The organism is Labrenzia sp. THAF187b (assembly GCF_009363375.1).
Taxonomy (GTDB): Bacteria; Pseudomonadota; Alphaproteobacteria; order Rhizobiales; family Stappiaceae; genus Roseibium; species Roseibium algicola.
The window spans coordinates 2196111-2221635 of the sequence record NZ_CP045344.1 but is presented as its reverse complement, the minus strand read 5'-3'; the positions used below and the strand labels follow the sequence as shown (position 1 = coordinate 2221635).

Here is a 25525-nt window from a genome sequence, read left to right as displayed (position 1 = left end):
CAAAATGCTGCACACGATTGGCGGATTTGACCGGATTGGCGAGGAAAACGCATTCGCCGTGCTGGCGCGGGCAACGGAACTTGCCGCACAAGGCCGCGACATCATCAACCTGGGCATTGGTCAGCCGGACTTCAAAACGCCGGATCACATCGTTGAAGCGGCCATCAAGGCCCTGCGCGACGGTCAGCACGGTTACACGCCCGCAACCGGCATTGCCCCGTTACGCGAAGCAGTCTCCGCCGACCTTCTGAAACGTCACGCGGTGGAGACCGACCCCGGCAACGTTCTGATCGTTCCCGGTGGCAAGGTCACCATGTTCATGGCTATCTTGATGTTCGGCGAACCGGGAAGTGAAATTCTCTATCCCGATCCGGGCTTCCCGATCTACCGCTCGATGATCGAGTTCACGGGCGCCCGGCCCGTGCCGGTTCCGATCCGCGAGGAAAACGACTTTGCCTTTTCTGCCGAAGAGACGCTGTCGCTGATCACCGACAAGACCCGGCTTCTGATCCTGAACTCGCCGGCCAACCCCACCGGCGGGGTCACCCCGCGTGCCGAAATAGAAAAGCTCGTCGCCGGGCTGGAACGCTTCCCTGATGTAGCCGTCATGTCCGACGAAATCTATTCGCAGATGACCTATGACGGCATGGAACACGTCTCCCTGTTGGGGTTCCCGTCGCTGCGCGACAGGCTCATCCTGCTCGACGGCTGGTCGAAGACCTATGCCATGACCGGCTGGCGGATGGGTTTCTCCCTCTGGCCCGAAGGCCTGATCGACAAGGCGCGCAAGCTCGCGGTCAACGCGTGGTCCTGTGTCAACGCCCCCGCCCAGTTCGGCGCTCTTGCAGCGCTTACCGGACCGCAAACCGCAGTGGCGGACATGGTTCGGGAATTCGACGGTCGGCGCAAGGTGACCGTTGACGGCCTGAACGCCATCGAAGGTATTTCCTGCCGCGTTCCGCTTGGCGCCTTTTACGCCTTTCCGAATATCAAGCAGACCGGCTGGAAGGCCAAGGCACTTGCATCCGCCCTTTTGGAAGAGACCGGCGTTGCGACCATCGGCGGCCCCGACTTCGGTGTATTGGGCGAAGGCTACATCAGATTGTCTTACGCGAATTCCACGGACAACATACGCGATGCGCTGGGACGGATAGAAAAATTCCTGAACGAAAACCGCAAGAACTGAAAACTTGGCATAAATACTGATCGCCAGACCTTTCCAAGGTTAACATGCGTATTTTCTTCAAGGAGTCTTCCGTTACGTATCCCTTTTATTAAACTTTTATTGTCTTGAATGGCATCGCGGCCCGCAAAAAGGTCGGACAACGGGGACGGAAATGACCAAGAACATCACTTTGGATCTTGAACAGACGTTCGGCGAATTGAACGAATGTGTCCTCGTGACCAACCCCGAACGCACCATCATTTTCATGAACAAGGCCATGTCCAACCTGCTGAAGGTGGACCGCGAAGAGGTTGTTGGCACGACGACAAAACGGTTCTTCGCCGATCCGAACCAGTTCGCCCAGATGGCCGAACTTTATCAAACTCCGACCGATCACCGGAACCGCAAGGCCTATTCAATCGATCTGGTGCTCGAAGACGGGTCGAGCGTATCCGTCGAGGTTGTCAGCGCACCGCTCTTCGATACAGAACACTCATTGACCGGCATTCTGTTTATCGCGCGGGATCAGGCGGAACGAAAGGCGCTGGAAAGCAAACTGAGCGACATCGCCTTGACGCTTGAAGATGCCCTGGACGCGATTTCGGAAGGCTTCGCACTCTACGACAAGGATGACCGGCTGGTTATCTGCAACGACAATTATCGCGAGATCTATGCCCATTCGGCACCGGCCATGTTCCCCGGCAATCGTTTCGAGGACATCCTGCGGTTCGGCCTGAACCGCAAGCAATACGAGACGGGCGGCAAGACGGACGACGAATGGTTGGCGGAGCGCCTCGATCGGCATCAGGCCGGCGATGGCACGGTCCTGGAGCAAAACCTCAGTGACGGCCGCTGGCTGCGCATTTCGGAAACCCGCACCCGCGCCGGCGGCATCGCCGGCATCCGGTTCGACATCACGGAACTCAAACACGCCCAGGCCAAGGCCGAAAACGCCTACAAGAACCTTTCGCTCATGGCCGACAACATTGTTGCCAGTGTCACCGAAGTCGATCTGGAGGGCAGATGCGTCTTCATCAACAAGACCGCGTGTGACTGGTTCAACGAAAAGCCGGAAACGCTCATCGGCACCCGGCTTCGTGACCGCTTACCCTGGAAGGAACGTGAAACCGTTCGCACGATCTTCGAGGAAGCGATGAGCGGTGAAAAGGTTTCATCGGAAGTCAGCTTCCATTTTCCCGACGGCATATTGCGCGAATGCCTGATGAGCTGTAACCCGCGCTTCGGCGATGACGGTGCCGTTGAAGCTATCGTGGTTCTGATTTCCGATATAACCGACCGGAAGAAAACGGAACGTACGCTGGCCGAGCTTTACGCCATCACCTCGACCCGCGAGCTCGGCCACGAAGACAAGATTGCCGAAATCCTGCGTCTGGGGACCGAACACTTCGAGGTTCCCTTCGGCATTATCAGTCACGTGATTGACGACCACTACACGATCACGCACGCCCAGAGCCCGGAAGGAGAACTCGTTCCGGGCACTTCGTTTCCGTTGCAGGACACCTATTGTCTGTTGACGCTGAAGTCCGAAGAGCCGATCGCGACCTCAAATGCCGCGAGCTCGGAGTTCGCCAGGCATCCCTGCCACGAGATCTTCAAGTTGGAGACGTATATCGGCGCCCCGATTCTCGTGGATGGTGAAGTTCATGGGACAATCAACTTCACGGCCCCGGACGTGCGCAAAAGGGCATTTTCCCCGTCGGATCTTCAGATCGTGCGTCAGTTCGCGGACTGGGTCGGACATGAGATCGCCCGCCAGCGCGATCATCAGGCCCTGATGAACGCCAAGATCAACCTGGAGCGGGTCGCCAGCATCGACGACCTGACCCAGATCCTGAACCGCCGCGCTTTCTTGGAACGGGCCAATACAGAAGTGCAACGCTTCCGCCGCACCAAGCGCCCCTTCACGGCTGTGATGATGGACATCGACAAGTTCAAGCAGATCAACGATCTGTACGGCCATGCCACCGGCGACGAAGTTTTGAAAAAATTTTCCGATACCGTCAGCAGCGCCCTGCGTGCTGTCGACATCTTCGGCCGGGTCGGTGGCGAAGAGTTCTGCATGATCCTGCACAACGCCGAAATCGAAGATGCCATGCTGGTGTGTGAACGTCTGCGGGTGAAGATTATCGAGGAATGCCAGCTCGACATCGTCAAACAGACCGTCACCTGCAGCATGGGCCTTGCCACCGTCGCCCGCGAAGATCTGGAATTTTCAACCCTCATGCAAAAGGCCGACACGGCGCTTTATGAGGCAAAGTCGACGGGCCGCAACAAATGCGTTGCCCACAAGAGTTCGTATCCGGAACACGCTCCGGCCCTCTGACCGGCCCAGACCGTCTGACCTGGTCGCATCCACGTTCGACACGCGATGCCGTAGCGTTTTCCCGGCTTCGCGCGCAAAATTTCGCGCTATTTCGAACCCAACGCGCCAATATGTCGCATCGGGACGTATTCTTGCCGTTCTTTTGACGCCGCCCTCCGTATATGCAACAGTAGTGTAATCGTAGCGGAGCGGGACAAGACGACATTACACTAGAATGCAATACTGAAGCGGACCCTCCGCGCAAGGACCTCTACGGCTTGAATCTTGTATATTCTTGCCTGAACAGATCTTGGAGGGACATTTGTTCACAAAAATACTAGTTCCGATTGACCTCAGTCATGCGGATAAACTTGAAAAAACCATCGCAACGGGTGCTTACATAGCAAAAACCAATAGTATTCCCGTGGTATTTGCGGCGGTAACTTCAAACACACCAAGCGCCCTGGCCCACACGCCGGACGAGTTTCGGGAAAAGCTGGCTGCCTACGCTGCCGCAGAAGGGCAGAAACACGGGATCACCGCTTCCGGTCATGCTGTCTTCTCTCACGATCCGGCTGTCGACCTGGAAAACGCGATTCTGAAGGCTGTTCACGATACCGGCGCGGATCTCGTTGTCATGGCAACGCACATCCCGCACGTGCCGGATCACTTCTGGCCGTCGAACGGTGGACGTGTCGCGAGCCATGCAGATGTATCCGTCTTCCTCGTGAGATAACCCGTTTCCCGAACAAAAGGAGCGCTCCCATGAGCGACAATCAAGGCATTCCGGATCCGGAAGGCGCCGCCAATCTCATCGACACCGAATACGAGATCGGCCAGGACAACATCGAAACCTCTGTCGGCCCTTTCAGCCTCGACATCCACAATCCGGTTTTCCTGGTCTCTGGCCTGACCATCGTTGCTTTCGTCTTTCTGACCCTCGCCTTTCAGACCGAAGTCGGCCCGATGTTCGATCATCTGCGCAAGTGGCTGACATCAAACCTCGACTGGTTCTTCATCATCTCCGGCAACGTCTTCGTCCTCGTCTGCCTGGCGCTGATCGTCACCCCTCTCGGCAACGTCCGCATCGGCGGCAAGGACGCCGAACCCGACTATACCTATTTCGGCTGGTTCGCCATGCTGTTCGCCGCGGGCATGGGCATTGGCCTGATGTTCTTCGGGGTGCTGGAACCGGTCTATCACATGGCCTTTTCCGAGCCGGTCGGCGTGCCCAAGCCTTTTGACGCGGACGGAAATCTCATTCCGGAAAATGTCGCGGCCGCGAAGGCCATGGGCATGGCTGCAACGATCTTTCACTGGGGACTGCACCCCTGGGCGATCTACGCAGTGGTTGCACTCGCTCTTGCAATCTTCTCCTTCAACAAGGGGCTGCCGCTGACCATGCGCTCGGTGTTCTATCCGATCTTCGGTGAGCGCACCTGGGGCTGGCCGGGCCATGTCATCGATATCATGGCCGTGTTCGCCACCCTGTTCGGTCTCGCCACCTCGCTCGGCTTCGGCGCCCAGCAGGCCAACGCCGGTCTCGATTTCGTCTTCGGCATTCCTGTCAGCACCACGGCACAGGTCGTGCTGATCATCGGCATCACCGCTGTTGCACTGGTCTCGGTTCTGCGTGGTCTCGACGGCGGCGTTAAAGTGCTGTCGGAAATCAACATGCTGATTGCGGCGCTCTTGCTGGTCTTCGTGATTGCCGCAGGGCCAACCGCAACGCTGATCTCGGACTTCTTCTCCAACATTATCGCCTACGGCAGGGAAATCGTGCCGCTGTCGATGCCATTCGGCCGCGAGGACGATAGCTTCCGCCAGGGTTGGACGTCGTTCTACTGGGCCTGGTGGATCTCCTGGTCGCCGTTTGTCGGCATGTTCATTGCACGTGTCAGCCGTGGCCGCACTGTTCGGGAGTTCATCGTCTGCGTCCTGATCATTCCGACCATCGTCTCGGTAATCTGGATGACCGCGTTCGGCGGCACCGCCATCGAACAGGTCCTGACCAACAGCGACAGCCAGGTGCATGAATATGTGATTGCGAGCTACAGCCCCGAACTGTCGCTCTTCGGCATGCTCGCCGATCTGCCGATGGCATCGATCACCTCGTTCATCGCCATCATTCTGGTCATCGTGTTCTTCGTCACCTCCTCGGACTCCGGCTCGCTGGTGATCGACACGATCACGGCAGGCGGCAAGGTCGATGCTCCGGTGCCGCAGCGCGTGTTCTGGTGCACCTTCGAAGGTCTGGTTGCCATCGCGCTTTTGCTTGGCGGGGGCCTGGGTGCCCTGCAGGCAATGGCGGTCTCGACCGGGTTCCCCTTCACGATCGTGCTGTTGCTGGCCTGCTACGCCATCTTCAAGGGACTGGCGGACGAACCGCGCTGACCTGAAACAACAGGAACACCTGGAACGGGCGGCTCAGGCCGCCCGTTTTTGCATCCGAACATGACGAGCCACGTCGCAAGCATCCCGGTCAGGCGAATCGCGAGCCGGAATCAGGGAGCAGCAGCCTCAAAATGCTTGGATTGTTCCAGACCCGCGCGAGGCGAGGGCCGACAGGATGAACTGACTGCCTCTTAAAAGCAGGCGGCAACCGCCAGCCGGCTAGTCTAGTCCGCCAGCTTGGGAGCCAGTCGCACGCCGGGAGGCGGCGAACTTTCACGGATCCGCACGTCAGGCTCGATGACGATGGGTGTATTGGGCACGCGGTCGCCCGCGATCTGGCGCAGCAGGGTCAGTGCTGCCAGCCGCCCGATCTTGTCCGGCTGGGCTGACACCGTCGTCAGCGCCGGCGTGCGCGCATCGGCGCCGTCGATATCGTCATAACCGGTAATCGCCATGTCCGGCCCAGGTTCTATCCCCGCTCGCCGGAACGTGGTCATCATTCCAAGGGCGACGAGATCGTTGAAGCCGACGATGGCTGTGGGGCGATGTTCGGCTTCCAGGATCTTCGGCACTGCGGCCCGGCCATCGGCCTGGGTCATGAGCTCCGGCAGGTCAAGCTGGCTTGCGGGATCGATCCCCGCTTCTTCCAGCGCCTTGCGCCAGCCGGCATTGCGATAGCGGCCGGTCGAGCTGCCACGGCGACCGCCAACCATGGCGATGTCCTTGTGTCCCTGTTTGATCAGGTGCTTGGTGATCTGATAGGTGCCGGCAAGATCGTCACCGCGTACGCACGGTGCCCAGACCCCCGGAACCTCGCGCGCCACCAGCGTCACGGGTATCCCCTGGTCCACCAGCCTGTTGATCTCTTCGGCCGAGGTTCCGACCGAAGGACAAAGGATCAATCCGTCCGCGCGGTGCTGCAACAGCGTGTTCACGAACGCACGCTGGCGTTTGACGTCGTCACGGTGGTTGCAGATGAAGATCATCTGCCCCTGCTCTTCCAGAACGTCCTCGAGCGCAGAAAAGACTTCGGCGAAGTAAGGGTTCAGGATGTCATGAACGGCAACGCCCACAATCTGGCTACGGGCGGTTCTGAGAGAAGCCGCCGACCGGTTGTAGATATAGCCGATCTCCTCCGCGGTCTGCTTGACCTTCGCCCTGGTTTCCTCGGCAACAAGCGGACTGTCCCGAAGCGCCAGCGACACGGTTGCCGTGGAAATACCGAGCTGGTCGGCAATGTGCCCGAGAGTGAGCCTTTTACCAGGCTTTTGCGGAAATTCCGGCTGGGAGGGAGGGGAACCGTTGTCTTCAGACATTCCTATTTCTCAATAACCGCAGCGGCGTTGGGAGAGACCGTTATAGCCCTCTCCCCTCTGGGTAAACAGGTTTTTCTGTTTTTCCGAAGTTTGGGATCGAAGCCCCTCACAGAGGTCAGCGCCTTCCAGCGGGAGCGGAATCGTCGAATTCCTCACGTAGATTGACGACAACCCTGCGGTTCTGTGACTGACAGGTGACCTTGTCGCAATCCGTCACCGGACGCTCCACGCCATAGCCCTTCACCCACATGCGCTTGGGATTGACCCCCAGCTTGACCAGTTCGGCCATGACCGCGTTCGCACGTTGGGTCGACAATGTCTTCTGCGCGGCCTCGCTGCCCGGGTCGTCGGCGTGCCCCTGGATCTTGACCAGCCACTTCTTGTTCGACTTCAGCCACTTGGCCTGATTTTCGATTGTGATGCGGGCCTCATCGGTGACCACAGCCGAGCCCTGGTCGAAATAGACCCGGCGTCCGACATTGATGATGAATTCCTCTTCCGAACCCGGCGAAATATTTCCGAACCCGGCAGCTGGTGCGTTGGTCACGTCGGGTGACGACAATCCACCGGCGCTGTTGCAGCCGGCCACTCCAAATCCGATCATGAGCGCAAAGACTGCGCCCCGGCCGATCCGGCCAAATGTATTTTCCAAGGAAGCCCCCAAATCCTCTTTAAGTTTCCCCCTCGCCCGGCAGCCCTCAGCCTCTTCGACTGCAGCTCCGCCGGTCGATTGCAAATTGCTCCGGATGAACGGGCTCAGCCCGCTTTTTCTCCAAGATGCTCCAGCACCAGAACGCCGGTCCCCTTGGGGCAGCGCTGGTAAAGGTCGACAATGTCTTCCGGGAACATGCGCACGCAGCCACTCGACACATCATGGCCGATGCTCCAGGGCTCCAGTGTGCCGTGCAGCCGGTACCCGAGGTCGGTTCCATCCCGGTAGAGATACAAGGCCCGTGGCCCTAGTGGATTGTTGGCAGCTCCGCCTTCAACCATTCTCGGCAGATCCGGCTGCCGCTTCAGCATCTCCGGTGGCGGCACCCACCGCGGCCACAGGGCCTTGCGGTCAATCCTGGCGCGGCCGAACCACTGGAAGCCTTCACGCCCCACACCAACGCCATAACGAAGCGCGGTGTTGTTTTCCCATACCCAGTACAGGAAGTGATTGTTGGTATCGACCACCACGGTGCCGGGTGGCTCGTCACTGAAATACTTCACCATCTGCCGATGCCAGACGGGATCGATCTTCTTGAAGTTGGTTCTTCTGTATTGAAACCCGCTATCTTCCTGATAGCCACTGAAATAAGCGTTTGCAGCTGCATTGGCGTTCGCCACCTGCGGCAAGGCCAATGCGCCTGCCGTGGCTGCTGCCCCTGTCAAGAACCTGCGGCGGTTCAGCTCCATCCCACACCTCCCTTAAAGGCTGGCGATCCTTCCTGACCGGCGGTTGTTTTAACCCCGGCGGGTATTAAGACGGGAACTATCCAATCCCGTCAACCGCCTAAGGCCAGCGTACGGGCAGATGCAGCCTTGATCAGATCCCCTTCACGCGTTCCCGGTAGAGGATGTAGAGGCCTGACGCGACAACGATGGCTGCCCCGAGAATGGTCGTGTACGTGGGCACGTCGTCGAAGATCAGGAAGCCAAGCGCGATCATCCAGACAATCTGCGTATAGATGAAGGGCGCCAGCACCGGTGCAGGCGCGATCCTGTGCGCCATGATGAACAGGAAATGCCCGCCCGCACCAAAAGCGCCGGTCGCGAACAGCAGAACCCATGTCCACACGTCCGGAGGCGTGACCCAGACCGAGATACCAGCAGGCGCCATGGCAATGGCTGCGACAATACCTGAAATGATCAGCATTCCGGCAGAGCTGTCCGTTGCCGTGAGCTGGCGGGTCAGCAGCGCATAGACCGCGTAAAAGGACATGGCCGCAACCGAATAGATCGCCGCCCAGTGCATGCCGCCAAGTCCTGGCCGGGTGACCACCAGCACTCCGATGAAGCCGACAATGATCGCTATCCAGCGGCGTAATCCGGCCCATTCGCCAAGCAGCGGCCCGGCAAGGGCGGTGATGACGAATGGCGCGGCGAACATGATCGACATGGTTTCGGCCAGCTGCAGGTAACGAACCGCCAGGAAGTTGAAAATGGTGGTACCGAGCAGACAGAAGGACCGCACGATCTGCAGGACCGGCCGGTTGGTCTTCAGGAGCGAAGGTTTCTTCCAGACCTGGAACAGGACCAGCGACAGGATCACGTGACTGACGAACCGCATCCAGACGATCTGCAGCGTCGGCAGGCTGGCCGACATGTATTTGGCCGTTGCATCCAGAACGGAAAAACTGAGGCAAGCCAGCACGATGAGACCGATCCCGGCGAGCGGCGCCGTGGCAGCGGCGGCATTGCCGGTCGAACGGTGCTGACTGTCATGCGCCATCGGCGGCGGCCCTTTTCAAACGATCATCCGCAGATGAAAAAGAGAGTAGCGGACATGTCCCGGCAGGAACGGTCCGGTTGAGATAATTGCACCAACCCACTACCTAACCTTAAAAGACAAGCGGGGACGGTTATGCCGGTTGCAGAAATTGAAACATGGCTGGGACGCCTTTCCATTACGGAAGTTGACGGCGCAATCACCCAATTACACTGGAACGGGCCCTCTGGCAAAGAAGAAACACCGTTGCTCAAGGAAGCGGCACGCCAGGTACAGGCCTATCTCGCGGGTGATCTGAAAACCTTCGACCTGCCGCTCGCCCCGAAAGGCGGCGAGCTACACCAGGCGGTGTTCAAGGCGATGCTCGCAATCCCCTATGGCGGAACACGCACCTATGGCGACCTTGCCAGGGAGCTGGACACATACGGTCAGCCGATCGGTCAGGCCTGCGGAGCCAACCCGATACCGATTATCATTCCCTGCCACCGGATCCTGTCGGCGAACGGCCTTGGCGGATATTCCGGCTCAGGCGGTACGGAAACAAAGATCGCCCTTCTGAAACTGGAAGGTGGCTACCCGTTCCTGGTCTAGCGCAGCTCAAGTCGTCGATGTCAAACACCTGCCACTCCGGCCCTGCCGATAAAGGCAAAGACCGGAGCGGCGGCAGGCTCACATTTTCTCACAGGACCAGAGAGTCCGCTCCCGTGATCTCGACAAACTGCGGTCGGCTGTCGGGCAGCTCAAGCTCGTCTGCAAGAGATGCCAGCGGATCTACATCCCTCAACGGTCCGAAATCGAAGCCCGACAGTTCTTCCAGAAAGGCAACCGACACCTGGAACGTCTTGTATTCACCAAAGGCGAACCCTTCGACAGCTTCCGACTCGCGGCGGTCCTGCAGGTATTTCTGAATGGCCTGTCCCTGACTTAACAGATAGGCGGTCGCGTGCAGGCGAAGACTGCCGTCGTCCTGCAAGGCATCCATCACCACCACTTTCCAGTACTGCAGGGGCAGATTGATGCCGACCCCGTCGAGGAACGGATCCTCGTCATCGTCGAAAAGGGGTCCGGTAAAGACCGTCGCCCGGAAGGCATGGGTCTTTGTGCTGTCGAGGATATGGTTTTCCAGACCTTGCCAGGTGGACCGGTTCTGGTTGAGGGAGGAATGCTGCGGCGAGGCGTTCGTGTAGTGGAACGTATCGTCGTTTGCCAGTTGCGCCACCGGGCGGTCATCGCCCCAGTTCGGGTCCTCGCGCCGGACCATGTGTCCCCGGTCCAGATCTCCCGGGAAGTCGCCCTTGCCGAGCTGCGCTTCGACAGGAATGCGCCGATCGAAAAACCACTTGTCCGGTTTCTTGCGTTTGATCTTGATTGCCTTTTCGCCGTCGATGTTGACGACAGTGACCACGGGGCTTCTGCGATCGACATCATAGAGAAGCCCGAAGTGGGTATAGCGCAGCTCATGCGGACGGCCGGCGAGCGCATCCGTCGGGCTGGCCAGATTGAACAGGCCGTCCGGCAACTTCGGAAAGTCGACCTTTTTCGACAGGAAGTTGGGATCGTAGCCGTTCCGGTCGGTAAAATGGTTCGGGTCGTGGAAACCGTCGGCCACCTCCTGTTCAAGACTGGCCTCGACCAGGACCTGCGTGGGCCGGTTGCCTGACAGAAGGTCCCGCAGCGTGCTCGCCCTGACAGCGCTGTTGGCAATTCCATAGGCTCCGGCGAAATGCAGCCCCACCACCTTGTTGCGATCAAGGCTCAGGATCGGCGAGCCGGAGTTTCCACCGAGCGTGGTGCAGTCGTGGCTGAGCACGGTTCCCGGCGCAACCGGCATCATCTTGCCCGGAGCAAACCGCTTCACATCGTAGAGGCCCTTGAAATACTTCTCCATTTCGGTGCGGTCGTTTCGGCTGTCGAAGGCCGGATAGCCGATCACCGCAACGATCTCGTCCGTTTCCGCGTCCGTATCCACCAGAGGCAAGGGCGCCACGGCGAAGCCGGCAGGTTTTTCGATCCGCCCGATCGCGACATCGGCGCTGGCATCATCTGCAAGATAGGTGAAGCGAAGGATCTCGGCCGGGCGCTCGTCCGACGGCAACGCGCCAACCTCTTCGTTGAAATCCACGCGCGCACCGTAACGGACCATCGTGAAGGGCGAGCGCATGAAGACGCCCTCTCCCCTGGCGTTTCGGCGTGCGACAATCTTGGCCACGTGCCGGTTGGTCACGACAAGAAGATGCCGGCCATCAGCTTCTTCTCCGACCACCCAGGCGGTTCCGCCCCAGGTCATCGAGTGATTGATGAATTCAACCCGCCCGACCGAGCCGAGCCAGTGTTCGTTCCGCTTGATCTTGATGTCTATGTCGGCACCAAACTCATCCGGCAGCGGGATCAGCGAGACCGCGCCGTTTTCAACGACCATCGGCGGCCGGGTAACCAGTCGCACGATGGCTTCCAGTTGCGTCAAAGGCGTGCCGGCGGCTTCAAGCTGGCCGGGGGACATATCCAGCGCATCAAGCGTGTCCGGTATGTCCAGTCCAAGTTGCTCGACAAAGGGGTGTCCTGCCTCGATGGCGCGTTTTGCAGCCTCAAGCCGTCCGCCCGATTTCAATGCTTCGAGCCGTCCCTGACTTTCCAATAATGCTCGCGTGTTCATGGAAATTCCTCCAATATCAATGTCTGTATTATTGTCCGGTATTCCCCATAGGTTCGGGCTTCGACGAGGCTTGCGGCCTTGCCGGAAACACGGAACCTGAACAGTGCCCGGCTCTCTCCTTTCTTTCGTGTTTGACGAAGCTGCAAACGCGCTCGACTAGAACAATGTCGATGCGTCGACCGGTTCGTTTCTTTTCGCAGCATCAGCCCCGATCACGGCCAACGCCGCTGTCAGGGCTGGCCCCATGAGCCTGGGTGCAAGGGCAGTTGCAATGTCCTGGGCAGAGCCCGCGGTCATCGCCATTGCCAGCGGCCGCATCAGCCGCCGCTCGAAAACACTCCGGGCACGCCGTGCCCCTTCTTCCGTGTCGGGATAATCGGCCGCATAGGCCAATCGCCGCAACAGCGCCCGGGCGGTTGCCGGCGGATCCTTCCGCGAAAGCAGACTGTTGACCCGCGCCATCAGCAAGACATCGCTCTCACCGTTGCCCCAGTAAGACGGCGGCGTACCCGGGTAGGACCAGATACCGCCACTGAAGCGCCGCCACCGTTCGGCCGCCCGCGCAACCGTCGGCGCATCCGGAACAGCATTGAACACTGCAAATGCCCCTACCCAGTCGCAGGTAAGGCCCAGCGCCCCCAGAATTTCCGGTCCTTCGATCTCGATGTCGCTGGAGTAGCGCTCGAAACTGTCGAAGAGATCAGGCGTTCCCAGCATTTCCAGCGTTTCATGCAACCCCTCGTAAAAGCCGCGCAGATATTGCGCCATGCGCGGACTGTGCTGAATGCGTGCAAGAACACTCAAGGGCGCGATTGCAGGGTTCATTCGGGCAATGGTGTGCTGATCCGTGTCGGGATGCTGTTGTCCGGTCATGATCGCAAACCGCTCGGCGCGGTTGGCACCCTGCCGGATTGCATCTGCCGGATATTCCGAAACTCTCTCACCGAACCTGAAGACGGACATGGCAACCGGATCCAGGATCTCCACATACTCCGGCCGCCCTTCCTGGCTGGCCATGAGAGCGAATTCCAGCGCCCCCTTAAGGGCAATCCTGGAACCCTCGGAACGTGCCTGCCAGGCTGTTGCCGCCAGTTTCTCATCACCACGCAACCGGGCGACAAGTCCGTCGAAATTCGCTTCCGCCTCGATTTCCAGCAGGACCAGCCCGTAGAGGCCAGGGTCTTCCCGGCTCAATCGTTCCAGCAAGGATTTCGGCAGTTTCCGCCAAAGGGACATGGCCCGCGCCCACTGGCCGGACAGCCAGAAATAGGCAAGCGTGGCAGCAGCCTCGGGACGGGAAGGTGACGGATTTCGCGGAAAGGCGTTGTTGAGGGTGAAGATATGATCGGCCTCGAACACATCGCCCCGCCGAAGGGTCAGTTCGAGTTCGCGGATCAGTTCCGGCTCGACCTCCTCCGCTTTCGAAGTCGGAACCGGTTCGGATGTTCCCTGTTCGCTGCTGGTATAGCGCGCCCGGCGCGAGCGTTCCCCGCGCTCCTGCAGGATGGCATTCGTCGCAGGAAGTGGAAGCTCGTCCAGCTCATCTTCGCTGAGGCCCGCCACCTCGGCTGCGGTGAATTCTGGCATCGGGTCCCCGGCCCGCGTCGCCTGGAAGGCATGATAGAGCGCGGTCTCACGGTCGAACCCGGCAAACCAGTTTGCCGCCGCCCGGTCTATTCTTGCGGCCAGCTCCGGCTTTTCGACGTAGAGCATGGGCAGGATTTCCTGCCGCAGGTCGCTGCGGTGTTTCAGCCAGTCCTGACCGTCAACGGCCACCAGCCAATGGTGGCTGCTGAGTTCCTGCCAAAGTCGCCTGGACGCAGCTTCATCAATATCCTCACCGAGCCCGAGCGCCGGCGCCAGAACGAACTGGATTGCCTCGGCGCTGATCCGGCGCAGGACAAGACCAGGGTGTGCCAGCTTCGCCAGCAGCGGGTCGTCAATGCGCGAAAGGATAGCCCGGTAAAGATAGGCTTCCGTGATGCTGCCTGCCTCGCCGTATTCCAGTTCGCCCGGATCGAAGTCCTCCGCCTGCGTTACCTTGGCTGAAAGCCGCAGCATCAGCGGGTTGCCGTGCGAAAGTTCGAAGATCCTGTCATGCAGATCCGGGGGAGCCCCCAACTTGTCCAGAAGTTTGCGGGATTCCGTCTCGCTGAGGCCTTCCAGCTCCAGAGGCGGTCCCTCAATGCGTTTGCGGACGGAATCGAGCGCATCCCCCCGCCCGGCCGCAATGATCGAGATCGGTGACAGCCCGGCCCGCACCAGATTGTCCAGAACCTCGAACAGCAGAATGGGCCGGGTTTCGCCATGGCCGCGCAACACTTCAAGCGTATCCAGCACCAGGACCACCTGCCCACCATGCGACCGCACCGCAGCGCCCATGGCATCGACCAGCTCGGTCGGCAAAAGGGTACTGCTCACCGTCGTACTGGTCGTTTCCGCATTGCCGGAATACTTGAGCCTCAGGTCGCGCAGTCTGGGGGCTTCGTCTGTCAGGATATCGCCCAGCTGACGGGAGAGCTCATGCACAAGCTTGTCGGGATCTTCCAGGTTCAGCCCGCGCCGGTCGAAGTCCAGGCGCAGAACGATCGGAGCCTTTTGAGCAGACCTGTGTTCCGCCATTGCCCGGTCGATCAGAAAGGATTTGCCGATGCCCGGCAGGCCGGTGATGAACAAGGCGCTGACAGGTGTTTTTTCCTGAGGCCGCGCGCACCAGTCGAGCAGGCGGGCCAGTTCCTTCTCCCGGCCAAAAAACTCCCGGCTCAGCATGGCATTGGCCCGCCTTGCGGCATCCACGCGGTTCATGACACCGCGCAGGCGCACCAGCAACGGATAGGCAGGCGCACTCGGCCCGGCCCTGTCGAGGTCATCGGATATCTCCTCGATCCGTTTGAGCTGATCCTGCTCGGGCAGATCCGGTGTTTCGGCAATCAGTCGTTCGATGGTCTCCTGCGAGAACGGTTCGTCACCACGCAGGGCTCTGGCAACAGGTGTGTCTTCCTCCGGAGTTTCGATGGTCTTGAGCACACCATGGCGCGGCCCGTTGCGAAGAGACCAGACCGGCTCGGAGGAAATTTCCAGGACGACCTTGTTGAGCTCCGTCAGCAACCGGGCAATCGTCAATGGCGTCAGCTTGTCCTGCAAGACCTTGGAAGCTGCCTCCACCGCATCACGCGGCGTGAAGGTTTTGCGCGTTGCGGCAAACCGCATGGCCGCCTTCAGGCCTTCCGCGAGCTGGTCACCGTCCTTGCTCATGGCGATGATGCTCCTTCGGCCGGAAGCAACGGTGCGAGAGACCTTTGCAGATTCTCCGACACGGTTTTCACTTCCGCACTGCGATAGACCGTTCCCTGGGCTTGCACGCCGTGAAGGGCCTGCATCAGAACGAAATCGACCACATGCGTCGGCAGGCCAAGCCCCAGCGATCGGTTGATCGCCTCAAGTGTATGACGGACATCCTCGCGGTCGAACTGGCCGATGTAATCCACCATCACTCCCGGCCCGGTCAGCGCACTGGCATTTTCCGCCTTTGGCCCCGGAACGCTGTAGGTCTCTCCCCCGGCCATGACAAATCGAAGACGCGTATCGCTCAGGATCATTGCCAGAAGCAGTTCCAGTTGCTGTTGTGCCGCCTTGCGCAAACCTCCGCGTGGATTGTCGAAATAGATCCAGCTCGGCCTGTCCGCGGTTGCGCCGGTCGTCTTGGCCAGGAGGTCCACCAGTTGCCTGGCGCGATCCTTGTCGCTTGCCCCTTCACTGGTTTCGTCGTCCGCAGCCCCCGGCCGTGCAAGCAGCGGCGTTCCGCCGTGCAATCTCTCGTTCAACGTTTCCAGCAGGTCTTCCATTCCCAGAGACAGTTCGACCCTGAACACCTGCGCCGCTTGACCGTTCTGCGCCAGAACCTGACACAAGAGATCGTAGGAAAATTCCAGTCCCGTCGTCTGGTCGATCTCCATCCGCTTGATCCAGATCCCGCGCAAGTGACGGGCGGCTCCCCGCACAACGTCATGGATGGCATGACAATAGCGCTGCCGTCCGATAATCAGATGACCATCGACACGCCCCGTCAGCGAATAGATGTAAGGCGGTGCCCGGTCCTCCGCAATTGCCTGTGTAAACTCGTCTATGCCGGCGAAGGTGGCGTAAGGAACGATTTCGGACACACCGTTCAGCTGTCCCTGATGGAAGCCTGCGAATGCAAGATCTGTATCGAAAACCGACCCGCCTGACGACCCGGGTCTGGTGACGCCGTCCTCCCATTCCAGTTGGATACGAGGAGGATCATCGATCGTCGCCCGACCGGTAACGAAGGTGACGCCCCTGCCGTTGTCGTCCTGTCTGTGGCTCAGGCAAAGCTTTCTCCGCCCGGTGATCCACGCCGGAGATTCCGCCGGCAATTCGTAATAGGTTGTCATCGGTTGCTCGATGGCGAGCAAGGCGACATCCGGGTTGGCACGCAGGATATCCCCGTCCTGCAGACCGACATCCCATTGATCGTCATGACAAGGCATCTCGAAACGCACACCAAGCACGCGCAGCGATTTGCTCCCTTCTTGCGTGCGAACCGTGAGGCCGGACCGGCGCTCCTTCCGCTTGTCCTTGACTGTCACATGCCAGGCGGTCAGCGCGAGCCGGTGAGACACGAGTGTCGCGATCCCGCAAAACCCTATTTCGTCGAAAACATACAGCTTGAAGCCCAGCATCTTGTGCGCGAAATCACCGAGATCCTCGAGATCGAAATTGGCGGCGTTGATCGGCTCGATTGGTTGGGTGAGGTGGAACATAAACTCCCAGCCGAGATTTTCCTCGTTCAGAAAATCAGCAAGCAGTTCTTCAAGAGGCTGCCCGGTGATGCCCGCCGTGCTGCGCAAGGCATCCAGCGTCATCAGGGAATCCGTGAACCCCTGAACCCGGCGCAACACCCTGTCGACAGCCGCTTCGTTCTGCTCCAGATGCTGCTTCAGCTCTGCACTGGTTACCGGCATGTCCAACACCGTATCGAGAATCGTTAAAACAATGGAGCCTGTCTCTTCAAGCCGGCACGCCAGTCAACCGCCGACGGTCGGATGAGAATATGCGTCTTGTCGGTCAAAATACGGCCAACCGCACGTTCTCCCAGGCTTCAGAACCCAAGGGCACAATTATAGCGTCATTCAAACTGAAAATAAACGCACAAGTATACGCCGCCTGATGCAGCTGCAGACGCCGAAAAGGACGATCCTGTGCTCGCAAGCAAAGCAACAGGTATCGTCCATTCCGTTTGTCTTGTCTGCCGAAACCCGTTTACCGGACGAATTCGACGGTCACGAAAACAAGTTCTGCTTCGCCCGTGTTGGTGAGATCGTGCACGAAGGCCGTATCCGGCGACAGATCCGACATATGCCGGGTATCACCCGCCCTGTAGGTCACGTCCAGAATGCGGCCATCCGCCTGACGTGAGACGGCCTTGCCATCGGTCAGGACGGTCCAGAAATAAGGCCGCTCGTGCCGGTGGGCAGGCAGTGTCTCGCCCGGCGCCAGTCGAAGATGCCAGACTTTCACGCCGTTTTCTTCCGACACCAGATGCGTCCCGACCCTGTCGGTCGCCATTGCAATCTCTGCCTTGCTCATTGGGTTGGTCATGCTGCCACCGGATAGCTTGTGTAACCTGCGGCATCACCACCGAAGAGCGTCGACCCATCGAAATCGGCAAGCGGCACTCCGTCCGCCAGGCGGCGCGGAAAGTCCGGGTTCGCGATGAAAGGACGTCCAAAGGCAACGAGGTCCGCATATCCATCTGCAAGGATCCGGTCTGCCTTCACCTTGGTATAGCCACCGGCAACAATGACGGTACCGGAGTAGACCTCTCGCAAGGCAGCCCGGAAGCTTTCGGGCGTTTCAGGCGCGTCGTCCCAATCGGCCTCGGCAAGATGAACATAGGCAAGACCGATCTTGTCCAGTTCCCCGGCGAGCTTCAGGATCGTCTGCGGTGCGGCCGGATCGTCCATGCCGCGCTGGGTGATGAAGGGTGAAAAGCGAATGCCGGTCCGCTCCGCCCCGATGACTTTTGAAACGGCTTCAGCCACTTCCCGCGCAAACCGGATGCGGTTTTCCTGACTGCCGCCATAAGCATCCGTCCGCCGATTGGAGGTCGATCGCAGGAATTCGTCGATCAGATACCCATTGGCGGCATGGATCTCGACACCGTCAAACCCGGCTGCCCTGGCGTTGGCTGCAGCTGTCCGGTAGTCCTCGACGATGGCAGAAATCTCTTCAGCTGTGAGTGCTCGCGGAACAGGACATTCGATCATGCCACCCTGACCCGTAGCCGGATCAACCGCCCAGATGGACGCACCCGGGGCGATGGCCGAGGGAGCAACCGGCTGACCTCCACCCTGGAACTGGGCATGGCTCATGCGGCCGACATGCCAGAGCTGCAACACCATGCGCCCGCCTTTTTGGTGAACGGCGTCCGTCACCTTGCGCCAGCCATCGACCTGTTCCGCCGAATGGATGCCGGGAGTGAAGCTGTAACCCTGGCCCTGCGGTGAGATCTGCGTGGCCTCGCTGACAATCATCCCGGCGCTTGCCCGTTGGGCGTAATAGTCCGCCATCATGTCATTGGGCACATTGCCCGGCTGCGTACTGCGCGAGCGCGTCATGGGAGCCATCACGATGCGCGACGGCAGGGCAAGGGGACCGAGGTCATATCGGTCGAACAGGCTGGTCATGGAAAGTCCTTTCACAAACGTCAGTTGATCAGGGCGCCGCCGTCGACATCGATCACGGCACCGGTCATGGAAGGGTTGTCGATCAGGAGGAGATAGGCTGCCGCCACATCCGCCGGTCTTGCGAAACGCCCGGCAGGAAGGGTCTCTGCAGCCTTGTTCAGCATGGCTGTCCGGGCGGCTGGATCCATTGCGGCATAAGCGGATGTATCGGTAAGGCCCGGGCTGACGACGTTGACCCGGACGGGAGCAAGCTCCTTCGCCAGCACCTTGGCACCTGCCTCCAGCGCCGCATTCATTGCGGTTTTCACAAAGGTTCCGGGAACCGTTCGTCGCGCCAGAAAACCACTGGTGAATGTTATGGTACCGCCCGGTCGAACATGCTTGGCCGCAGCTTGCGCCACCGCGACCGCACCCCAGAATTTCGTATCGAAAGCGGTTTTGGCTGCCTCGAGATCAAGACCGGACACAGGTCCACCCGGCGCCTGGCTGCCGGCCGTGAAAACCACATGGTCAACCGGACCGATCGCGGCGAAATAGACAGCAACCTCTTTCGGGTCTTCAACGTCCAGTCCATTGGAGCGCCCTGCGCGCAAGACCTCTCCCGGCCGGCTTTCCAGCGCATCGGCCACGGCACTTCCGATGCCGGATGTGCCGCCAATGACGACGGTTCTTGTTTCCTGGGTAAATGCCATCTCACGCACTCCTTTGGTCGGTTTCCCGGAAGACGGTTTCAATCAGCTGACCGGTGGGCGTGCGAAAGAACAGACGACGCTCGCCCAGTTCCGGCAGATCCATGGTGGAATAAGCAATGCCGAGCCGTTCCAGCTTTGCCCGGAAGGCCTCGTAACCTTCGAGGCGGAAACCGATGTGGTCCCAGCCGTCGGCCTGCCGATCCTCTTCGGCGTGTGGAGGAATTCCGATCAGATGAATGAGAGGTTCATTGCCGTAGTAGAGCCAGTGCCCCGGAATTTGGCGGATGCGGCGAGGACGCGGACGCTCCTCCAGATCGTCGAAGACCTGAAGGAAGAAGGCACGTGTCGTCACCAGGTCGTGGGTTCTGATGGTAATATGATCGAGCAGCATCCCGTTTCCTTTCCGGCAGCAATCATCGGACTGCCTTTGTTGCCCACGAACCTAATGCTTGCGGCAAGGCCAGATAATTGAGACAATTCCGAAACTAAAATTCGGAATTTTCGAATAATGATGGACAATCTCGCGCTGTTCGTGCGCATTGCGGAAACGGGAGGCATTGCCTCCGCGGGCAGGGAGATGGGCTATTCCCCCGCGACGACGTCCGAGCGGCTGGCAGCACTTGAGGCTCATTACGGCGTCAGGTTGCTGACACGGAGCACGCGCGCCCTCAGTCTGACCGAGGAAGGGCGTTTGCTGCTGGACGGCGCCCGCCGCCTGCTCGCCGAGGCGGAAGAGCTGGATGCCCGTATCCGGTTAGGCGCGGAAAGACTGGCCGGCCCCATTCGCCTGTCGGCACCGCTTGACCTCGGCAGAACACGCCTTCGGGCCGTGCTGGATCGGTTTCTGGAAGCTCATCCGGACGTGACGATCGATCTTCACCTGAGCGACGGTTTCGTGGACGTTGCCTCGCAAGGGTACGACGTTGCGATACGGTATGGGGAGTTGAAGGATTCAACACTTATCGTCCGCAAGCTTGCGGCCAACGCCCGGATTGTCTGTGCCGCTCCGTCTTACGTGGAACGCCATGGCCGTCCGCACCATCCCCGGGACCTTGCCCGGCACGATTGCCTGCTGATGCGTTTTGGCTCCGAGCCCGACAATGCCTGGCAGTTCCTGATCGACGGCAAGATAGTGCGCTGTCCGGTCAGTGGGCGGCGCACGGCAAATGACGGCGGACTGGTGCGCGACTGGTGTCTCGCCGGGTTCGGGATTGCCCGCAAGTCCCAGTGGGATGTTGCTGAAGACCTGGCAGCGGGCAAACTCGTGCCATTGCTGCGGGAATTCGAGCTGCCCCCCGCAGGGCTACAGGCTGTTTATCCAAAAGGCAGGTCAGGGGTGCGGCGGATCAAGGCCTTGCTGGAGGAACTGGAAACTGCATTCAAATGAAGGCGGTCCAGCCGACAGCGATAGGTCAGTCGTATTCGGGCCAGACTGCGCCCCCTGCCCCGTCCGGCCGGTATGCCAGCCGTCCCTTTTGAATCTGCCATTCGATGAAATATTCGCCCGTACTCTCAACGACGGGTTCAGCGCCCCGGACAACCGGGTCGAACAGGGTCAGACGCTGGGAATGTGCGCCCTTGTGGCAAACAGCGACAAGAAGCGGACGTTCCGGGTCTTCGCACATGGTGTAGATGCCGTCCTGCTCGCAATTGTCCGCATCACCCGAACAAAATGAGCAGCCCGAGATATCGAGGGGAACGACCTCTCCGGACACACTGTCCGACACGACGATCCGGGCGTCTGGCGTGGCTTCGAATGTCCACGACAGGGAGCTGCCCACAATCTCGACTGCTTCGCCCGGCACCGGCTCGCCCTTCCGGCTTGCGTCTTCAACCAGTTCGTAGGAAGGGCACCACGGATTGGCAAAATCCTCCAGTAAAGCCAGTGCCTCGCTTTGCTGAAGTGCCAGCGTCATCTCGCAAGACGCCATGTTGATATAGGACCCGGTATTACCCGGGAGCTTGCCAAGCAATCCGCATTCGCTCTGGCGCAGCGCCTCCCAAGCTTTTCCACCTTCAAACAGCTGTTTCGTATGCGCGGGATTGCAGAGCCGTTCAGCGAGTTTTTCGCGTCTGCGGTCCAGTTCCGCCCGCCGTTCCGCTGCCCGGTCCTCCAGGCACTCGCCAATCGCGGCGCCGCCGATCCGGTTCGCTGGATCTGCCCTGCAAGACGCAATCTCGGTTTCAAGACCCGTCGGCAATTTCGGTTCGGGATCAGGCGTCTGCGCGGTTACCGCTGAACTTGTTCCGGCAAGGAGAACAATGAATGCCAGGAAAGGCAGGAGGGTTTTACCGTGAGCCAGCGTCGCAGAGAGCCGGGCAGCTTTCCCGCGCCTGACGGCTGTGGGTTGCCCGAGCCAATTTTTTCTCCCGCCGGTCACCGTGACACTCATGGCATTCCCCCAGTTGCAGTTGACGACAGCGGTTGCTTGCGACGTCCTCGACAATCTTCATAAGCCGGATCAACCGTTGGTGAAACACGCATGCTCTAGCGCCGGAGACCAGAGCCCTGCATCCCCCAGATAGGCCATGGCCGGAAGACACAAAAAAGCGGCGAACGGTCCAGCCGTTCGCCGCGTGTTCATCTCGTGCCGGTGCCGCTTTGCGTGAAGCGTCACCGGTCGGTTTCAGCCAGGTGGCAGCGATGTCTAGAGCATCATCAATCCGATGAAGACCATCACCACCGCCAGCACACTCCAGGCCATAAGCTCCTGAAATTGAGACTGACGGGATTTGACCTCGCTCCAGGTGCGGGCTTGCGCACCGTGTCTCAAACCGAATTGCGGGTGGTTGATGGAAGCATCCGACACGTGCCGGAACCGGTCTCGCAGCTCTGCTGCCCGGCGGGCACCGCGGTCCTCGTTTATCGTCCGATACCTCAGTTGCATGTGTGCATCCTCCGTATGTGCCAGTCTGGCTGCGACGGAGGTAAGAAGCACAACGCCCCTTTTCAAATGACGGATTTGTAATCTTTCCAGGCCGCCCTGCACATGGTGCCACCTGGCGGCTGACGGGAGTTTCGGGAGCCGGACGTGGATCAGGCCACTGAAAGTTCCTTCGCCTTGGCCTTGTCTTTTTCCTTGGCTTCGGCTTCCGCGACTTCATCGCCGTCTGTGTCGAAATCGGCCTCGTGTTCCGGGTCGTCATCGACGGAAATCGACAGGTTCTTCTCGACCTGCCGCAGCAGCTTCCGCAGTTTCTTGCGGTCCTTGTCCTCCAGACCGGACATGGCTTCCCGTTCCAGGCGTTTCCAGGCCTTGTCCACCGACAGCACCAGTTCACGGCCGACATCGGTCAGATAAACGCGGGCAAGACGGCCGTCCGTGTCGGAAACCTGGCGTCGAACATATCCCTGACTGGAAAGCCGGGTCACCATCTTGGTGACGGTGGGCGGCTGCACACCAAGCGCGAGAGCCAGCTGGCTCATTGTGCGCCCGTCCGTATCTGCCAGAACCTTCAGCACCAGTTCCTGGCCGGGGTGCAGCCCGATTCGCATGAGATGCGCCCCGGACCGGGCCCGCTGCGCCTTCGCCGCCTGAACCAGCCGAAACGTTATGCTTTTCTTGTAATTAAAAGCCATCGCAGCAACCCCGTCTTCCAATCAACTCGAATCACGTTCATCAATGATGCGGCGGAACCCTAGCGGGAGTATTTAACCGTCAAATGACACTCGCCCGGGAAAAGTCGATTTTACTGAGACTGCGCAGACTTGGCGCCTTTTATCCAGCTAACTTTTGATGCACCGACCGCTGAAGTGCCTCTGTCGAACGGTGATACAGACCACTAACGGACATCCGACGCCTTTCAAAGCGCGTCAGCCGGCTCCAGTGCACCATGCAGCGCATCGGAAACCTCACGGCAATATTGACTGTATTCGGCGGAGGTCCGGAAACTGTCTTCTCGCGGGTAAGGCGCGTCGATTTCCATCTCGCTTATCACCCGGCCCGGCCGGGCGGCCATCACCACGATGCGACTGGAGAGATAGACGGATTCGAATACCGAATGCGTCACGAAAAGCACGGTCCAGCCGAAGGTCTTCTGCAGGTGCAGCAGGTCGTTGTTAAGCTTGAACCGGGTGATTTCATCGAGCGCGGCAAAGGGTTCGTCCATCAGAAGAACTTTTGGCCGGGTGACAAGCGCCCGGGCAATCGAGACCCGCATCTTCATGCCGCCGGACAACTGACGGGGAAAGTCTTCGGCAAAATCGGCCAGTCCGACGGTTGCAAGGGCTTCCATCACCCTGTCCCGGGCAGCCTGGCGAGACACGCCCTTTAACCGCAGTGGCAACCAGACATTGGCAAAAACCGTTGCCCACGGCATCAGGGTCGGCTCCTGGAACACGAACCCGAGCTCATGTTCCTCCTGCCCGCTGCGCTCCGCCGGCCAGGAAACGGTGCCCGTACTGGGATCGGACAATCCGGCGATGATCCTCAGCGCACTCGACTTGCCGCACCCGGATGGCCCAAGCAGGGACACGAATTCACCCTCACGCACATCCAGGGAGAAATCGTCGAGCGCGGTCGTGCCGTTTTCGAAAACCTTGCCGATACCGTTCATGGTTACGACGACGGGGGCCTTTTTGTGTGACGTCATGTGATCGCTTCCAGCGTTCCCGTTGTGTGAACCGTCTCCACAGTGTCCGTCAGTCCTTGACCTTGAGCGCCCCCGCAAGCAGCGGAATGGCAACCGTCAGCACCGCAACGGTGATGAACGACGCTCTCAGCGAGAGATAGTCACCAACAAACCCGAGCAGCGGCGGACCGAACAGAAAAGCTCCATAGCCAAGTGTCGCAACGGCCGCAAGGGCAGCGCCTTTCGACATGTGCGGATCACTGGCTGCCCGCGACATGGCCAACGGAAACAGCACCGCATATCCAAGGCCCATCACGAAACAGCCGGCCCACACAGACCACAGACCTGCGCCGGAGACCAGCAGGATGCACCCGAGCAGCGCGACGATACCGCTGACCCGCGCGGTCAGCACCGGCCCGAAGCGGGCGATCACCTTGTCACCGGACAGGCGCATGATCACCATGGCGATAGAGAAAATCGTGAAAGCGGCGGGCGCGATCGACTCGGCAATGCCAAGATCCTCGATCTGATAGAGCGCGGCCCAGTCCGTTACTGCGCCTTCGCCCAGCGCTGCCACCAGCGCCATCAGCCCGACCAGCACCAGAGCCCCCTTGGGCAGCGCGAAAAGCGGTGCCTTGCTGCCATCTTCGTTTTCCGTCTTGGTCTGCGGCCAGGATTGACGCCAATACCAGACAAGGAATGGCGCCGCGACGATGCCCCACAGGACAAAATGCGACAGCACGCTGAGATCCGCCATGATTGCAAGCCCGCCGGCCAGGGCAGCAACACCCGCGCCCAGGCTGTACAGCCCGTGATAGGAGGACATGATCGGACGCTCCAGCGCCTTTTCCACTTCAGCACCCCAGCCGTTCATGGAAATATCCAGCGCACCAATGCTCAGCCCTGCCAGGAACAATGCCGCTGTCAGCAAGGCCACATTGGGCGAAAGACCGATCAGAACGAAACTGATGATGTTTGCAACCGCCAGCAGCTTTGTCATGGGCGCCGCGCCCAGGCGGTCGATCAGCATTCCGGTTATCGGAAAGGCGACAAACGCACCGCAAGCCATGACAAGCAGAAGAATGCCGAAACCACTTTCATCGAGCCCGGTTGCGGACTTGATATTGGGAATTCGCGATGCCCACGTGCCGATACTGGTTCCGCACATGAAGAAGATCGCCGAAACGACACGACGCGCAGCAATGGCTTGGCGCTGAATTGAAACTGACATGGAGCTAACATTTTCTGGGAGGGCGAGCGCCCGAA

The 25525-nt window shown here is 59.8% G+C and carries 22 protein-coding genes; 6 read left to right on the top strand and 16 right to left on the bottom strand.

Features of this window, described 5'->3' with window-relative positions; all coding sequences use genetic code 11:
- Positions 1-4 precede the first annotated feature (4 nt).
- The 4 genes from FIV03_RS10260 to FIV03_RS10245 all read left to right on the top strand — a co-directional run bounded on the left by FIV03_RS10260 (position 5) and on the right by FIV03_RS10245 (position 5882).
- On the top strand, positions 5-1186 hold the full coding sequence (locus FIV03_RS10260) for a pyridoxal phosphate-dependent aminotransferase (protein WP_152509493.1): 1182 nt from the start codon (positions 5-7) through the stop codon (positions 1184-1186).
- Between the two features lie 151 nt (positions 1187-1337).
- Entirely contained in the window at positions 1338-3509 is a 2172-nt protein-coding gene (locus FIV03_RS10255) for a diguanylate cyclase (RefSeq protein WP_152509492.1), read from the top strand.
- A gap of 274 nt (positions 3510-3783) precedes the next feature.
- Positions 3784-4224 carry a universal stress protein gene (locus FIV03_RS10250; RefSeq protein ID WP_209009927.1) on the top strand — a complete coding sequence of 147 codons (441 nt, stop codon included), beginning with the start codon at positions 3784-3786 and terminating at the stop codon, positions 4222-4224.
- A gap of 29 nt (positions 4225-4253) precedes the next feature.
- On the top strand, positions 4254-5882 hold the full coding sequence (locus FIV03_RS10245) for a BCCT family transporter (RefSeq protein ID WP_152509491.1): 1629 nt from the start codon (positions 4254-4256) through the stop codon (positions 5880-5882).
- Between the two features lie 224 nt (positions 5883-6106).
- On the opposite strand, the gene FIV03_RS10240 is transcribed toward FIV03_RS10245, so the two are convergent.
- From FIV03_RS10240 to FIV03_RS10225, 4 genes are all read right to left on the bottom strand, one after another.
- Positions 6107-7198 carry a LacI family DNA-binding transcriptional regulator gene (locus FIV03_RS10240; RefSeq protein ID WP_055661151.1) on the bottom strand — a complete coding sequence of 364 codons (1092 nt, stop codon included), beginning with the start codon at positions 7196-7198 and terminating at the stop codon, positions 6107-6109.
- A gap of 115 nt (positions 7199-7313) precedes the next feature.
- Complete coding sequence (locus FIV03_RS10235; RefSeq protein ID WP_286202282.1) at positions 7314-7850, bottom strand: OmpA family protein; 537 nt, start codon at positions 7848-7850, stop codon at positions 7314-7316.
- A 104-nt stretch (positions 7851-7954) separates the two neighbouring features.
- Complete coding sequence (locus FIV03_RS10230; protein WP_152509490.1) at positions 7955-8599, bottom strand: L,D-transpeptidase; 645 nt, start codon at positions 8597-8599, stop codon at positions 7955-7957.
- 130 nt (positions 8600-8729) lie between these two features.
- Complete coding sequence (locus FIV03_RS10225) at positions 8730-9635, bottom strand: DMT family transporter (RefSeq protein ID WP_152509489.1); 906 nt, start codon at positions 9633-9635, stop codon at positions 8730-8732.
- A 132-nt stretch (positions 9636-9767) separates the two neighbouring features.
- Between FIV03_RS10225 and FIV03_RS10220 the strand changes: the two genes are divergently transcribed.
- Positions 9768-10223, top strand: coding sequence for a methylated-DNA--[protein]-cysteine S-methyltransferase (locus FIV03_RS10220; RefSeq protein ID WP_023003661.1), 456 nt, complete (start codon positions 9768-9770; stop codon positions 10221-10223).
- Between the two features lie 88 nt (positions 10224-10311).
- Here FIV03_RS10220 and FIV03_RS10215 read toward each other — a convergent pair whose 3' ends face one another.
- The 7 genes from FIV03_RS10215 to FIV03_RS10185 all read right to left on the bottom strand — a co-directional run bounded on the left by FIV03_RS10215 (position 10312) and on the right by FIV03_RS10185 (position 20078).
- The gene (locus FIV03_RS10215) at positions 10312-12285 is read right to left on the bottom strand and encodes a DNA/RNA non-specific endonuclease (protein WP_152509488.1); all 1974 of its coding nucleotides are present in this window, start codon (positions 12283-12285) and stop codon (positions 10312-10314) included.
- 156 nt (positions 12286-12441) lie between these two features.
- A complete protein-coding gene (locus tag FIV03_RS10210) occupies positions 12442-15540 on the bottom strand; it encodes an ATP-binding protein (protein ID WP_152509487.1) in 3099 nt (1032 codons plus the stop codon).
- Positions 15537-17270: a serine protease gene (locus FIV03_RS10205; protein ID WP_152509486.1), complete on the bottom strand. Its 1734-nt coding sequence runs from the start codon at positions 17268-17270 to the stop codon at positions 15537-15539. Before FIV03_RS10205 ends, FIV03_RS10210 begins: the two co-directional genes overlap by 4 nt.
- Before the next feature lie 298 nt (positions 17271-17568).
- A complete protein-coding gene (locus FIV03_RS10200; RefSeq protein ID WP_152509485.1) occupies positions 17569-17907 on the bottom strand; it encodes a cupin domain-containing protein in 339 nt (112 codons plus the stop codon).
- Complete coding sequence (locus FIV03_RS10195) at positions 17904-18995, bottom strand: alkene reductase (RefSeq protein ID WP_152509484.1); 1092 nt, start codon at positions 18993-18995, stop codon at positions 17904-17906. The genes FIV03_RS10200 and FIV03_RS10195 overlap by 4 nt, the downstream gene beginning before the upstream one ends.
- A 20-nt stretch (positions 18996-19015) precedes the next feature.
- Complete coding sequence (locus FIV03_RS10190) at positions 19016-19687, bottom strand: SDR family oxidoreductase (RefSeq protein WP_152509483.1); 672 nt, start codon at positions 19685-19687, stop codon at positions 19016-19018.
- A 1-nt stretch (position 19688) separates the two neighbouring features.
- Positions 19689-20078, bottom strand: a complete 390-nt coding sequence (locus FIV03_RS10185) for a glyoxalase (RefSeq protein ID WP_152509482.1) — start codon at positions 20076-20078, stop codon at positions 19689-19691.
- Between the two features lie 117 nt (positions 20079-20195).
- Between FIV03_RS10185 and FIV03_RS10180 the strand changes: the two genes are divergently transcribed.
- Positions 20196-21074, top strand: coding sequence for a LysR family transcriptional regulator (locus FIV03_RS10180; protein ID WP_209009926.1), 879 nt, complete (start codon positions 20196-20198; stop codon positions 21072-21074).
- 25 nt (positions 21075-21099) lie between these two features.
- Here the strand turns inward: FIV03_RS10180 and FIV03_RS10175 are convergent, their stop codons facing one another.
- The 5 genes from FIV03_RS10175 to FIV03_RS10155 form a co-directional block, all read right to left on the bottom strand.
- Positions 21100-22080 (bottom strand): lysozyme inhibitor LprI family protein, encoded by a 981-nt coding sequence (locus FIV03_RS10175; protein ID WP_152509480.1) that lies wholly within the window; start codon positions 22078-22080, stop codon positions 21100-21102.
- A 255-nt stretch (positions 22081-22335) separates the two neighbouring features.
- Complete coding sequence (locus FIV03_RS10170) at positions 22336-22575, bottom strand: hypothetical protein (protein WP_077291707.1); 240 nt, start codon at positions 22573-22575, stop codon at positions 22336-22338.
- Positions 22576-22724: 149 nt separating this feature from the next.
- Positions 22725-23267 carry a MarR family transcriptional regulator gene (locus FIV03_RS10165; RefSeq protein ID WP_031270568.1) on the bottom strand — a complete coding sequence of 181 codons (543 nt, stop codon included), beginning with the start codon at positions 23265-23267 and terminating at the stop codon, positions 22725-22727.
- Positions 23268-23491: 224 nt separating this feature from the next.
- Positions 23492-24280, bottom strand: a complete 789-nt coding sequence (locus FIV03_RS10160; RefSeq protein WP_152509479.1) for an ABC transporter ATP-binding protein — start codon at positions 24278-24280, stop codon at positions 23492-23494.
- Positions 24281-24329: 49 nt separating this feature from the next.
- Positions 24330-25490 carry an MFS transporter gene (locus tag FIV03_RS10155; RefSeq protein ID WP_152509478.1) on the bottom strand — a complete coding sequence of 387 codons (1161 nt, stop codon included), beginning with the start codon at positions 25488-25490 and terminating at the stop codon, positions 24330-24332.
- Positions 25491-25525 lie beyond the last annotated feature (35 nt).

Coding starts and splice junctions, on each gene's coding strand:
- FIV03_RS10230 (WP_152509490.1), bottom strand. CDS start 8,599: ATGGAGCTGAACCGCCGCAGGTTCTTGACAGGGGCAGCAGCCACGGCA.
- FIV03_RS10195 (WP_152509484.1), bottom strand. CDS start 18,995: ATGACCAGCCTGTTCGACCGATATGACCTCGGTCCCCTTGCCCTGCCG.
- FIV03_RS10155 (WP_152509478.1), bottom strand. CDS start 25,490: ATGTCAGTTTCAATTCAGCGCCAAGCCATTGCTGCGCGTCGTGTCGTT.
- FIV03_RS10205 (WP_152509486.1), bottom strand. CDS start 17,270: ATGCCGGTAACCAGTGCAGAGCTGAAGCAGCATCTGGAGCAGAACGAA.
- FIV03_RS10245 (WP_152509491.1), top strand. CDS start 4,254: ATGAGCGACAATCAAGGCATTCCGGATCCGGAAGGCGCCGCCAATCTC.
- FIV03_RS10255 (WP_152509492.1), top strand. CDS start 1,338: ATGACCAAGAACATCACTTTGGATCTTGAACAGACGTTCGGCGAATTG.
- FIV03_RS10190 (WP_152509483.1), bottom strand. CDS start 19,687: ATGGCATTTACCCAGGAAACAAGAACCGTCGTCATTGGCGGCACATCC.
- FIV03_RS10170 (WP_077291707.1), bottom strand. CDS start 22,575: ATGCAACTGAGGTATCGGACGATAAACGAGGACCGCGGTGCCCGCCGG.
- FIV03_RS10220 (WP_023003661.1), top strand. CDS start 9,768: ATGCCGGTTGCAGAAATTGAAACATGGCTGGGACGCCTTTCCATTACG.
- FIV03_RS10175 (WP_152509480.1), bottom strand. CDS start 22,080: ATGAGTGTCACGGTGACCGGCGGGAGAAAAAATTGGCTCGGGCAACCC.
- FIV03_RS10260 (WP_152509493.1), top strand. CDS start 5: ATGCTGCACACGATTGGCGGATTTGACCGGATTGGCGAGGAAAACGCA.
- FIV03_RS10165 (WP_031270568.1), bottom strand. CDS start 23,267: ATGGCTTTTAATTACAAGAAAAGCATAACGTTTCGGCTGGTTCAGGCG.
- FIV03_RS10215 (WP_152509488.1), bottom strand. CDS start 12,285: ATGAACACGCGAGCATTATTGGAAAGTCAGGGACGGCTCGAAGCATTG.
- FIV03_RS10200 (WP_152509485.1), bottom strand. CDS start 17,907: ATGACCAACCCAATGAGCAAGGCAGAGATTGCAATGGCGACCGACAGG.
- FIV03_RS10210 (WP_152509487.1), bottom strand. CDS start 15,540: ATGAGCAAGGACGGTGACCAGCTCGCGGAAGGCCTGAAGGCGGCCATG.
- FIV03_RS10225 (WP_152509489.1), bottom strand. CDS start 9,635: ATGGCGCATGACAGTCAGCACCGTTCGACCGGCAATGCCGCCGCTGCC.
- FIV03_RS10185 (WP_152509482.1), bottom strand. CDS start 20,078: ATGCTGCTCGATCATATTACCATCAGAACCCACGACCTGGTGACGACA.
- FIV03_RS10180 (WP_209009926.1), top strand. CDS start 20,196: ATGATGGACAATCTCGCGCTGTTCGTGCGCATTGCGGAAACGGGAGGC.
- FIV03_RS10160 (WP_152509479.1), bottom strand. CDS start 24,280: ATGACGTCACACAAAAAGGCCCCCGTCGTCGTAACCATGAACGGTATC.
- FIV03_RS10240 (WP_055661151.1), bottom strand. CDS start 7,198: ATGTCTGAAGACAACGGTTCCCCTCCCTCCCAGCCGGAATTTCCGCAA.